The sequence below is a fragment of the Alteromonas sp. CH_MED4-4 genome, assembly GCF_037029575.1.
Classification (GTDB): Bacteria; Pseudomonadota; Gammaproteobacteria; order Enterobacterales; family Alteromonadaceae; genus Alteromonas; species Alteromonas macleodii.
In genome coordinates this window covers 166903-179535 of the sequence record NZ_JAYMEU010000004.1, presented here as the reverse complement: position 1 = coordinate 179535, position 12633 = coordinate 166903, and the positions used below count along the sequence as shown (strand labels likewise).

At 43.4% G+C, this 12633-nt stretch carries 8 protein-coding genes and 3 tRNA genes; 8 read left to right on the top strand and 3 right to left on the bottom strand.

The window, feature by feature from the left end; all coding sequences use genetic code 11:
- The first annotated feature begins 9 nt into the window (after positions 1 to 9).
- Positions 10 to 1878 (top strand): CocE/NonD family hydrolase, encoded by a 1869-nt coding sequence (locus tag WA381_RS04855; RefSeq protein ID WP_156086329.1) that lies wholly within the window; start codon positions 10 to 12, stop codon positions 1876 to 1878.
- A 60-nt stretch (positions 1879 to 1938) separates the two neighbouring features.
- On the opposite strand, the gene WA381_RS04850 is transcribed toward WA381_RS04855, so the two are convergent.
- Positions 1939 to 2841 (bottom strand): LysR family transcriptional regulator, encoded by a 903-nt coding sequence (locus tag WA381_RS04850; RefSeq protein ID WP_014949246.1) that lies wholly within the window; start codon positions 2839 to 2841, stop codon positions 1939 to 1941.
- 231 nt (positions 2842 to 3072) lie between these two features.
- Here WA381_RS04850 and WA381_RS04845 point away from each other — a divergent pair, with 231 nt between their 5' ends.
- Positions 3073 to 3522, top strand: a complete 450-nt coding sequence (locus WA381_RS04845) for a MaoC family dehydratase (RefSeq protein WP_156086330.1) — start codon at positions 3073 to 3075, stop codon at positions 3520 to 3522.
- Positions 3523 to 3796: 274 nt separating this feature from the next.
- Here WA381_RS04845 and WA381_RS04840 read toward each other — a convergent pair whose 3' ends face one another.
- Positions 3797 to 3961: an entericidin A/B family lipoprotein gene (locus WA381_RS04840; protein WP_014949248.1), complete on the bottom strand. Its 165-nt coding sequence runs from the start codon at positions 3959 to 3961 to the stop codon at positions 3797 to 3799.
- Positions 3962 to 3978: 17 nt separating this feature from the next.
- Complete coding sequence (locus WA381_RS04835; protein WP_014976346.1) at positions 3979 to 4965, bottom strand: mechanosensitive ion channel family protein; 987 nt, start codon at positions 4963 to 4965, stop codon at positions 3979 to 3981.
- A gap of 421 nt (positions 4966 to 5386) precedes the next feature.
- Here WA381_RS04835 and WA381_RS04830 point away from each other — a divergent pair, with 421 nt between their 5' ends.
- From WA381_RS04830 to WA381_RS04805, 6 genes are all read left to right on the top strand, one after another.
- The gene (locus tag WA381_RS04830; protein ID WP_156086331.1) at positions 5387 to 8092 is read left to right on the top strand and encodes a TonB-dependent receptor plug domain-containing protein; all 2706 of its coding nucleotides are present in this window, start codon (positions 5387 to 5389) and stop codon (positions 8090 to 8092) included.
- Between the two features lie 190 nt (positions 8093 to 8282).
- Positions 8283 to 8585 carry a 4a-hydroxytetrahydrobiopterin dehydratase gene (locus tag WA381_RS04825; protein ID WP_156086332.1) on the top strand — a complete coding sequence of 101 codons (303 nt, stop codon included), beginning with the start codon at positions 8283 to 8285 and terminating at the stop codon, positions 8583 to 8585.
- A gap of 201 nt (positions 8586 to 8786) precedes the next feature.
- A tRNA-Met gene (locus WA381_RS04820) sits at positions 8787 to 8863 on the top strand.
- A gap of 53 nt (positions 8864 to 8916) precedes the next feature.
- Positions 8917 to 8993, top strand: a tRNA-Met gene (locus tag WA381_RS04815).
- Between the two features lie 52 nt (positions 8994 to 9045).
- Positions 9046 to 9122 (top strand) — tRNA-Met (locus WA381_RS04810).
- Between the two features lie 171 nt (positions 9123 to 9293).
- Positions 9294 to 12629 (top strand): MHYT domain-containing protein, encoded by a 3336-nt coding sequence (locus WA381_RS04805; RefSeq protein WP_156086333.1) that lies wholly within the window; start codon positions 9294 to 9296, stop codon positions 12627 to 12629.
- The last annotated feature ends 4 nt before the right edge of the window (positions 12630 to 12633 follow it).

The window sequence follows — 12633 nt, the reverse complement described above, 5'->3', positions numbered from 1 at the left end:
GGACAGAAAATGAAGGTGGTAATGCGCAGCATTATGCTGGTGGTACTTTTGTTAACAACAACGTATGCATTCAGTGAACAAAGTGTAACCGATGCTAGGGAAGCCTATATAAGGGCAAACTACACGAAATACGAATACCAAATTCCAATGCGTGATGGCGTAAAACTGTTTACGTCAGTCTATGTGCCAAACGATAGAACAGACGCTTACCCTTTTATGATGCAGCGTACGCCTTATCGCGTTGCTCCTTATGGTGTAAGTAAGTATAAAAGGCGATTGGGGCCGAGCGAAGCTTTCGAAAAGGAAGGCTTTATTTTTGTGTTCCAAGATGTGCGTGGCAAATTCATGTCTGAAGGAGAGTTTGTCAATATGCGTCCTCAAGACGCTTATAAGCGCGGTAAAGATGCCACGGATGATGCTACTGATACCTATGACACTATCGAGTGGCTCGTAAAAAATGTTGAAGGCAATAACGGTAAAGTGGGGATGTGGGGCACATCGTATCCTGGCTATTACACGTCAGTCGCCTCTATAAATAGCCACCCCGCGCTAAAGGCTATTTCTCCACAAGCTCCAATTGCAGATTGTTTTTTTGATGACTTCCATCGAAATGGGGCGTTTGTGACCCCTATGGCGTTTATATTTTTCGACACGTTTGATAAGCAGCGTGATGGTACGTTTGCGTATTGGCCTGAAGGAATGAAGTCAGAAACACCAGATGGCTATCAATTTTTTAAAAATTTAGGCCCGCTTTCCAATGTCAACGACAAGTACTTTCACGGTGAACGACCATTTTGGAATGAAGTTATTCAACACCCTAATTATGACGACTATTGGAAGTCACGAGATGTATTGCAACATTTATCTAAGACAAAGCCTGCGACGCTGGTTGTCGGCGGTTGGTACGACACCGAAGACTTATATGGTCCGCTTTACACCTACCAAACCATGTCACATAACAACAAAAAGGATCATGTAAAGCTGGTGATGGGTCCTTGGTATCACGGTCAATGGCAGAGTGAAAAAGGTGGAACGGAACTCGGCGAAGCGCATTTCGGATTTGACACCAGCGCTTGGTTTCAAAAAGACGTGTTATTGCCGTTCTTCAAGCAACACTTGAAAGGGGCCAATGATGCAAACATTGCCACTGCAACTATGTTTGAAACGGGGAGTAATCGTTGGCGTCACTTTGATGTCTGGCCACCCAAAGATACATCTCAAAAAACGTTGTTCTTAGCAGGAAAGGAAAAGCTGGTTGAAAATGCAAATAATACCGGAAGCAGCGAATATGTGAGCGATCCGAACAAACCCGTTCCACACTCTGCAAAAATTAGCCGCGGGTGGGATAGACCCTATATGGTCGAAGATCAGAGGTTTGCAGCGAGAAGACCTGATGTGCTGGTATTCGAAACAGAAATACTAGAAAACGACCTCACTATCGCTGGCGCCATAGACCTAAATTTGTGGTTTTCAACAAACAAATCTGCTGCCGATGTAGTCGTAAAACTGGTCGATGTTTTTCCGTCTGTAGATGACAATGTCAATAAGGCGGATATGGAGAAAGGTAATCGCCATGAGTTGGTGCGTTGGGGCGTGTTACGCGGTCGTTTTAGAGAAAGTATGAGTAAACCCAAAGCGTTTGTTCCTAATCAGCCCACGGAAATTGGCTTTGAACTTTACGATGTATTACATACATTTAAACGAGGACATAAGCTACAAATTCAAATACAAAGTAGCATGTTTCCGTTCCTTGATTTAAACCCGCAGAATTATGTTGAAAACATTTTTAACGCCAAAGAGAGCGATTTCACCAGAGCATTCCACACGATTTATCACAATGATGAGCATCAGAGTTCGATAAGCTTCAACGTGCTGTAAGTTTAATTTACTCAAAAGTAAAAAAAGCCCTGTTTAAACAGGGCTTTTGCTTTGTCTATGTTAGTGAGGTTTATAGTTGCTCGCTACTTCCATTATTTGTTCACGCATCCACATATGAGCGTGATCATGGTCGGCGCTTACATGCCAATAAAGGAAATACTCTACAGGCGGTAAATCAAAAGGAACCTCGTACAACGCAAGATCGTAATGTTTAGCAAGGTGATACGGCAGGCACGCGATTAGGTCTGTCTTTACTATCGTACTTGGTACGGTTAAAAAATGTTGACCTCGCATAACTTCCTTGCGTCTTTTGCCCATTTTATCTAACGCAATATCTATTGGACCCACACCAGATTTACGCTGTGACACATTAATATGGCCTAATCGTAGAAAGGTATCTAAGTTAAGCCCGTTTTTGAGCGCGGGGTGATTTTTACGCGCTAACACAACAAGTCTGTCTTGGGCGATTTTTTCTTTACACAAATGAGGGTCTGTAAATGTCGATGCATCTGAGTAAAAGTCCAACGTGCCCGATGCCATCGCCGAAACAACTTGGCTTCTAGGAATCTCGTAATTGGTTAACCCAATATTTGGCGCCAAATTCTGCAAACGTGAAATGAGTCGAGGCATAATGCTTACTTCAAGCAAATCACGGCTGGCAAAGTTAAAGGACTTCTCGGCTGTGAGAGGGTCGAATGTATGACTTTCTTGCACACTTCTGCGTAGTAAGGCTAAGGCTTGTCGAGCTGGAACAATAATATTTTGCGCCACGGGGGTAGGCGTCATACTGTGGCCAGTACGAACGAAAAGCGGGTCGTTGAGCATTTCTCTTAGCCTTGCTAAAGAATTACTTACCGCTGGTTGAGTAATGCATAAGACATCTGCTGCCTTGGTTAAGCTTCCTGCCGTGTAAATGGCGTCGAATACTGCAAAAAGGTTCAAATCGATTCTATTGAGATTCATAACTAATCCTTTAAGAGCGAGTGCCCTGAAAAAAGCCAATAGATGAAGAGGCGCTAGTTTGTATCACGGTGCGTTTAATAGAAAACTGTGATCCAATGCTACATAGCATCTACGAATAATTTACGTTAGTGTAACAAGAATATTTATAAATACCTATTATTAAAAGTTAATTGAAACATTCAAGGTAATAATAGTAGTTTTATCGTCAATAAATGGAGATTGGACTGAAAAATGAAAACACTTTTAGACTTAGCAGTGGGAGATACCCTTGAACAACCTGAATGGCTGACGGTTACGCAGGACATGATCAATCAGTTTGCAGACGCCACGGGCGATCACCAGTGGATACATTTAGATGCTGCGCGCTGTGAAAAAGAAAGTCCCTTTAAAACAACAATTGCTCACGGCTTCTTGACTGCCAGTCTCATGCCTAAAGCATTTGCTGAAGTGATTGCGCCAAGCGAACGTATTGCTTCTATGATTAATTATGGCATTGATAAGTTACGTTTTCTTGAACCAGTAAAAAGTAATGACGCCGTTAAATACCAATTCAAACTTGTCGAAATCACTGAAAAGCCACAAGGGAAGCTTTATAAAGTAGAGGCAAGTTGCCTGCTTAAATCGAATGGGAATCCTGCGCTAATAGGTGGATTTCTCATGCTCGCGGTGCTTAAGCCTTGATAGGTTGTTGTTTTACGCAGTAAAAGTGGCCGTACAGACTAGTACGGCATATTGCCGAATGCGTTCTATGGTGCGTGTACTATGTCGTTGTCTAGTTGATACGTCGCACCGTGTATTGCAAAAACATGGTGCCACAAAATAAAAAAGCCTGAGATGCTGGCGTTTGTTGACCTTTGATATATAGCAAAGTTCAACAGGGCCTAGTTTAGCAATCGTCAGGCTTTTACCTACACAGTCCTACTTTATCGGCAAGACCTATGTCGACAGAAACGAGTTAGTTAGACGCTTCCTCGGCACCTTCTTCAATGGCTTCTCCAGCACTTTGAATATCTTTACCGGCCCCTTCAACCGTTGCACAACCGCCTAAACTCCCAAAACTGGCTGCGAGTATAAGTACTAAAAAAGCGTGTTTAAGTGTTTTTGAATTTAACATTTCCATTTGCATCTCCGTTAGTTTCATTCTTCTGCGGGTTGCTCAGGGTTATCACCCGCTTTCACATCAGACTGCTCAGTTGATGAATTTGTATTACCTTTACTTGAACTTCTCTCATCCTGCTTTTTAAGCATGCTATTAAGCTTATCTCCCCCTTTAGCATTGAAATCCAATGTTCTGATAGGGAAAGGAATAAGAATATCGTTTTCTTCTAATACCGTTTTTACTGTACTGATCGCGTCGTGGCGTACGACCATAAATCCAGGCTCTCCTGGATATCGAATCCAAAACCACAGTAATAGGTTGATACTTGAATCGCCAAAAGACTCTGCGTATACCGCGGTTTCTTCTTTTTTGATGACATAATCTTTTTCATTCATAGCATCCGTAATAACTTTAGCGGCTTCTTCTATATCATCAGCATAAGAAATGCCGACAGGGATCTCTATTCTTCGATAACCAAGATATGAATAATTGGTCAATATATTTCGGAAAAGAATCTTGTTGGGTATAACTTCAAGTTGACCATAAAAGGTTTCAACTAAAGTGTTTCTAAGGTTTATTTCCTTTACGTTACCAAATACACCTTCTGCCTCAATGACGTCACCAATTTCAAAGGGTTTTCGAATTCCCATGGCCACACCGGCAATGAAGTTTTCCGTCATGTCCTGAAACGCAAAACCAATGGCCAACCCGACGATACCTGCGCCTGCAAGTAAAGAGGTGACAGTACCTTTGAGGCCAACAAAGTCTAGCGCAATGAAAATTCCCGCTATTAAAACGATAGATTTGATTATGGAGGTGAGGAGGCTTGCAATTTGTCGAGACTCAAACGTTCTGCGCATAATCTTGCCAGCAACGTTGCCGATCACTTTGGCGATAATGCCAAAGGCTATTGCAATAAAAAATGCGACAACAATGTTAGGAAGAAGCGTAATGCCGCCCTCTACCCAAGACTCTAGCTTTTCGCTGAGTAATTTATAAACCTCATCTATTTTTGGAAACTCCATAGACCTCGTGCACCTTCATATAAAGTGTTCCTGATGTTTCAAGAATCATTCCTTTCAAAATAATCTTGTAACGTATTGAAAGTTAGAGGGTATGCCTGATTTTTGAGGTGCGCGATCAATCAAGTGTAATGAATAAATTTCCCATATTGGGAAACATATTCTCAATTGGGATATGGCTAAATTCGGTGGAAAGGCTTCAATTTATCCTAAAGGATATCTGGTCAGACCATGTGTAAAATTAATGTAAACATATTATTCACAATAAATTTACAAAGGTGAAATTCAAGCATAGTATCAATTGCGTAGGTCAATATTTGTTCATGGCCTCAGACAATAACAACACGAAATCGAACAGCCTGTCGCTAGCGGAAAGTGTGGGTAGTAATGCCGGTAGTGATAAGCCCAGATTTGGAATCACACTATGAAATTTAAAACGCGTAAGACAGCAGTGGCGGCAATGGTCGGTACTGCTTTATTTTGCTCTCCTTATATCGCATCAGCCCAAGAAGCAGACGTTGAAAGTGAGCAAGAAGCTAAGAAAGACGTAGAACTCATTTTGGTTACCGGTAGTTTTGTTCGCCGTAGCGAAAACTTCGAATCTCCTTCTCCACTAGCGGTGGTAGATAGCGTGGCTATCGACGCGATTGGCGCAAAAAATATTGCGGATATTACACAAACACTCACTATTAACACGGGTGCTGAAAACAACCCAGATGCTTTTACGCAAAACGCAACAGCGGGTACGTCGAATATTAACCTTCGTGGTTTAGGCGTAGCGTCTACTCTGGTTTTACTTAACAACAAGCGTCAGGTCGTTACAGCGCAACCAACGAACGAAGGCCTGAACTTCGTCGATACCAGTTCACTTGTGCCAATGATTGCCATTGATCGTATGGAAGTGGTTAAAGATGGTGCGTCGGCTCTGTATGGTTCTGATGCCGTTGCAGGTGTCGTTAACTTTATCACCAAACGCAATTATGACGGAGCAATGGTAAGCCTTGACTATCAAGATGGTGCGCATGGCGACAACAAAGAATACATTTTACAAGGTTTATGGGGCGCAACCGGTGATAACGGAAGCGTACTAGCGGCGATAAGCTATACCAACCGTTCGCCGCTTTTTCTCAGCGATAGACGACTAAGTCGTCCCCAAGACGATACAAGTGCTCTGGGTAACCCAGGCTCTTTCTTCTTAAATATTCCAGGTGCAGGGGCACTGCCCATTATCGACCCGTACGGATGTGAGGAGTTTGGTGGTGCACCCAATTTACTTGCGCCAAGTGGTACAGTGCCAGGTTTAGAAATTGGTTTTTGTGGCTTTGATTTCGGTAAATTCTATTCATATGTTGCCGATGAGAGCCGAACAAATGCTTATGTACGTGCAGACTACGAGTTCGATAACGATATTACATGGTCGGCTGAATTCAGTTTAGCGAGAAACCGTGCTGAACGTGGTGGAGCACCGAGCTTCCCAATTTTAACCTCTCCAATTGTTCCTGATTATCATCCGCAGAATCCATTTGGTCAGCCTGTCGCTTTCTTCGGCCGCGCTGAAGGTAACGGCTTCCCTGGTGACCCAGCTAATACCGAATCAGACACCTTTCGCTTTAGCACCAGTTTACAAGGTGTGACAGACACTGGGTTCTGGGAAGTAAGCTATACACGTGCGGTTAACGATTTTGTATTTAGGGTTCCTGACGTACTAAATACCGAGTTTCAGCTTGCGCTATACGGTCTAGGTGGCTCTAATTGTGACCCTATCGCTGGAACGCCAGGGGTAGGGGATTGCGAATTCTTCAACCCATTTGCAACGTCTTACACAACGGCACCTAACTCTGATTACGTGGTTAGCTCCTTTACGGGAACCGAAGTGATTGACTCTAAAGCTGACCTTGAAGTTTTCGAAGCGTTTACATCGTTTGATGTGTTCGAAATGGGCGGTGGCTTTGCTGCGTTAGCATTGGGTATTCAATATCGTGAAAACCAGCTTAGCCAAGATTACGATGACCTTGCTAACCAAGACAGTTTCACATTCGTTATCGGCAACCCTGATATTGATGGTAGCCAGGATGTATGGGCAGCGTTCGGTGAACTTGCATTACCAATAAATGACGAATTAGATGTTCAGCTAGCGGTTCGTTATGAAGATTACGGCGGTACCATTGGAAGTACGGTGGATCCAAAGTTAGCGATTTCGTGGCGTGCGACTGATGAGTTTTCACTTCGGGGCTCGATATCTACGTCGTTTAGAGCGCCAACAGTGTTCTTAGCACAAGGTGGTGCAACGTCGTTGCAACAGCTTATTGACCCCGTTCAAGGTGCTACGGCATTTGTGGCTGTTAGAACATCGGGTAATGAAGAGCTAAAACCTGAAGAGTCGACAGCCTATAATATTGGCTTCTCATACGAGCCTTTCAGAGACTTTTCTGTTGAAGTTGATTATTGGAATTTCGAGTTTGAAGACTTGATCATTCAAGAGAACGCGCAGGCGGTACTAAATGATGATCCGACTAACCCAGACCGCGTCATCCGTGCTGGAGACCCGCTGACTGGGCCTGTTCTTCAAGTAAATAACACGTATGTTAACGCGAGTTCTATGGAAACATCGGGTATTGATTTTGTAACCAGTTATAAAATAGAGACAGACTTCGGTAACTTTACACCTACGTTGAATGCGACCTACATCACTAAGTATGACTTGATGGACCCACAGGCAGGGAACATTGATGGTGCAGGACGCCGTAACTTCAATAACATTGGTGTGTCTTCACCTGAATTTCGTGCGAACTTGGGGCTGGCTTGGCAAAACGATATTCATGCAGCCAATATCTTCCTTCGCTACATCTCATCGTATGACGATGATCAAAATTGCGCGGACGGAACTGCAAACGTGGGTGGTTGTTCAGGTGGCTATTACGAAGTGGATAGTCACTTGACGGTAGATGCTCAATACAACATCGACTTAGGTGGCTTATATGATACAGAACAAAGTTATGTGTTGACGTTAGGCGCAATTAACATGTTCGACGAAGAGCCTCCACAGCTATTCACTAACAGCGGGTTTGACTCTAAGGTTCACGATCCACGAGGTCGTCAAATCTATGCGCGCTTAGCTATCGAGTTCTAATCTGTTTATAAGGTAGAAGTATAGCCACCCTTTGACTATAGAAGTTAAAGGGGGGCTTTTTTGTAAACCTTAGCCTCCACTCCTCTTTGTGATTTTGTCTCCACTCTCTTCTAATGTTAAACCAATCGATTAAAGTATCCCGTAGTAGGTAAGGTTTTTACGCAATAATAATTGATTGAAGGAGAGAAGAATGGCGACGAAGCTGTCTGATAATGAAATTAACGAAAAATTGAAAGCGCTCAATGAACTGGTTTCCGATGACACACCATGGGAGCAAAGTGGAAACTCAATCAAAAAGACGTTTATGTTTAAGAGTTTTATCCGAGCTTTTGGATGGATGTCTCAAATTGCGATTTGGGCGGAAAAGCTAAAGCATCATCCGGAGTGGTTCAATGTTTATAATAAAGTAGAAGTAACATTGACTACGCACGACGCTGGTGGGCTAACAGAATTAGATTTCTCGTTGGCTGAAAAAATGGAAAAATTTAAATAGCTTGAATCAACGTGTGTAAATAGGAGCTAAAAATCGGTTAATTCGTATTAACTTTGTTCATGTTGGTCAATTAAACCGCTAACAGTCAGAAAAATGAAATATTTCGCATGCTGGTACTTGTGTTGCGAAAGTCCCTATGTATAATACGCACCACGTTGAAGCGAGGCATTAAATGAAGCGCTTACAACAATAATTTTCTGGCGCGGGATGGAGCAGTCTGGTAGCTCGTCGGGCTCATAACCCGAAGGTCGTAGGTTCAAATCCTGCTCCCGCAACCACAGAAAACAACCAGAATTCAAAAGCATTGCAAAGGCAAGCTTTACCGAACAAGCGCGGGATGGAGCAGTCTGGTAGCTCGTCGGGCTCATAACCCGAAGGTCGTAGGTTCAAATCCTGCTCCCGCAACCAATTTGAAAACCAGAATTACAAAGCATTGCAATCGCAAGCTTTACCGTACAGTCGCGGGATGGAGCAGTCTGGTAGCTCGTCGGGCTCATAACCCGAAGGTCGTAGGTTCAAATCCTGCTCCCGCAACCACATTTAAAACCCAGCTTTTGCTGGGTTTTTTCTTTTTATACGGCAAAACATAATAGCGTTCCTTGATTCACACGATAATTTTGAATTAATTACTACACTGTGTAAATGAGTGTGCTAAGTTAACCTCACGCCACCATTGAAAATTAAACTAATAGGTAGTATGGCCGCGTTATGATATCCCGTTTTTTTACTTTTGAAGAACACGCCACCTTAATAGAAGGTGCTTATCATTTTCCTTTGGTTATTCTATCGCTTATGGTGGCCGTATTTGCCTCATTTATGGCGTTTAATGTGGCAGGGCAAGCCGCGATCACCGAAGACAAACTTCGACGAAATACCTTATTAGGCACCGGCAGCGTTGCTTTAGGCGGTGGTATTTGGTCTATGCATTTCTTGGGGATGACCGCTTTTGATTTATGTCTGCCCGTTGACTATGATCCTCTGCTTACCGGGCTCTCTGCCGTTCCCGGGATTGCCGCTGCTTGGGTGGCGCTTCACCTTTTAACTAAGTCCCGTATTAGCCTCGCTGAAATAATATTAGGTGGTGTACTGGTAGGTGCTGGTATTGGCACTATGCACTACAGTGGTATGGCCGCTATGGAAATGGCACCGCTTCTTCGTTACGACCTTGGTATGTTTGCCCTTTCTATTGTGGTAGCTGTGTGTTTAGCCATGCTGTCGCTGTGGATTAAATTCGGCATTACAGCTGCTACGAAAAGTAAAAAGCTGTTAGGAAAACATGTATTACTTGCAAGTATCGTCATGGGACTGGCTATTTCTGGTATGCACTATACGGGGATGGCGGCAGCAAGATTCGTATTGCCACCAGGAATGGAAACATCGGGTCAGTCTTCAGATATTGCTGTTTTTCTAGCAATTTCGATTGCTATCGTTACGTTAATATTAATTACCATGGTATTGGGCATTAGCCTTCTGTTTAAATATCGCGATGTAATGGTACGCGCCATTGAAAGTGAGCGAATTCAAAGTGCTATTACCGATACCGCCGTCGACGCCATTCTGACGGTAGATGATAAAGGCATTATCAAAACCGCTAACCCCTCTGTTGAGCGTATCTATGGCTATACCCAGCAAGAAATAATCGGTATGCACGCATCTGAGATAATAACTCCTGAAAAACGCCATTTATTCGGTGATGACTTCTTCAGTCAGCGAGTAGTGCCAACTGTGCAAATTATTGGCACAGGAAGAGAAGTAGAAGTGCTTCGCAAAGATGGTGAGCGTATACCAGTGCGCCTAGGTGTCGGCTACACAAAAATTGATGGGAAACCCGTTTTTGTCTCTTTCGCTTCTGATTTACGCAAACGCAAGGAAATGGAAGATGCACTGCGTGAGAGCGAAGCTAAGTTTAGAAGCCTTATCTCTAACATTCCTGGTATGGCTTATCGCTGTTTAAATATGCCAGGGTGGCCCATGGTATTTATTAGTGATGCTGTAATAGAAGTAACCGGATACCCGCCTGAAGATTTTACCTTGCCCAACCCGAAGCGCTCTTTCACCGATCTTTACCATCCTGATGATGTTGAACGCCTTTCGTCTATTAGTCCTGAGTTGGGCGAATTCTCATATGAATATAGAATTGTCGCGAAATCTGGCGAGGTGAAGTGGGTTATCGAGCATGGAGTGCAGGTTAAGGACGATGATGGCATGGTGCTCTATGTAGACGGCTTCATATCTGACATAACACATCGGAAAGTGATGGAAAATGAATTAAAAGCGGCAAAGGAAAAAGCAGAGCAAGCTGCCGCTGCGCGTACCGCATTTCTTGCTAATATGAGTCATGAAATCCGTACGCCTATGAATGCAATAATAGGTTTTAGCGACCTCATGTTAGGAGAAGCCTTACGCGAAGAGCAAAAATCTCACTTAACCACGATAAACCGTTCCGCACGTTCATTGCTGCATCTTCTTAACGACATACTTGATAGCGCGAAGTTAGATAAAGGTAAGCTTGATTTAGATTATCGCGATTTCCTTATTCGCGAAGAGTTGGATTTGGTTATTTCAACATTTTGGTTAGAAGCCAAACGCAAAAAAGTTGGACTTGTACTTAATGTCGATGATTCGGTAGCTAACGGATATAGAGGTGTACCGGAGCGAATGCGACAGGTACTTAACAATCTGATAGGCAACGCCGTTAAATTCACTCACGAGGGTGAAGTGACTATCAATGTCAAAAGTGATGAAAAGTTTGTGTATTTTGACGTGACAGATACCGGCATTGGTATGACGCAAGAGCAAGTAGAAAGAGTATTCGACCCGTTCTCTCAAGCAGATGCATCGATGAGTCGAAAGTACGGCGGCACGGGGCTGGGAACAACTATTTCCAAGCAGTTAGTTGAACTGATGGGCGGAAATATTTGTGCAACTAGTGAAAAAGGTAAAGGAACGACCTTTACTTTCAGGCTTCCTCTAGAAGTTGTAGAAATTGATGATTACGTATCTAGTGAGCTCTCCTCTAAAGCAGTACGCATTGAAACCTCGTTAACCGTACTGATTGTTGACGATGTGCAGCAAAACCTTGAGTTGCTTTCGTTGCTGCTAAAACGCGCTGGCCACAGTGTAGAAACGGCAACAGATGGACAGATTGCATTAGATAAAATGCGCGCTAAGTCGTTTGACGTGGTGCTGATGGATTTACAGATGCCTAAGTTAGATGGCCTAGAAGCAGCCAAAAAGCGTCGAGAGTTTGAAAAAGAAAATAGCTTACCACCTACGCCCATTATTGCGCTGACTGCTAGCGTGTTAGTACAGGACAAACATGCCGCGCAGCAGGCGGGAATGGAAGGGTTCGCCAACAAGCCCGTCGATTTCCCTCAATTGATGGACGAGATTGCTCGCGTGCTTAACATAGATACGCTTCAGGTCGACTCGGTACCAGACACATTAGAAGTAAATGCCCCAGCATCTGCGCTTAAAGTTGATAAAAACGTGTTGGATTTGAAGAAGGCCGTCGATTTATGGGGGAGTGAAGAGGCCGTCCTACAAGAGGTGGATAAATTTTCTACTACCTGCAGGGATAAAGTCGACGACTTAATGGGGGCTGCAATTCGCGAAGACTATAAAGCGGTTGCTGCACTATCACATGGTTTAAAGGGTACATCGGGTAATCTTTGCTTAACCACCTTCTATCATACGACCAGGGAGATTGAAGCTCAGGCTCTAAAGTCAGAGGTGAATATTGAAGACGTTAACCGTCTTCGTGATGCCTTAGATAAAATCGAGTTGATGCTTGGCAAATCACCACTGTATGCCGAAAATGCCATTAATGAAAGTATCGATAATGCATTGCTCCTGAGTCATTTGGAGGCTATGCTCGATAGTGTAGAGCAAAACATGGTAGATGAAGATGAATTGTCATTTTTACGCGAGGTTGGGTGTTCTAGTCACAAAGAACAGATAACTCAAATTCTCTTAGATATCGATGATTTCGAGTTCGAGTTGGCGCATGAGCGCATCTCTACATTGATACAAGAATTAAAGTAGCCAA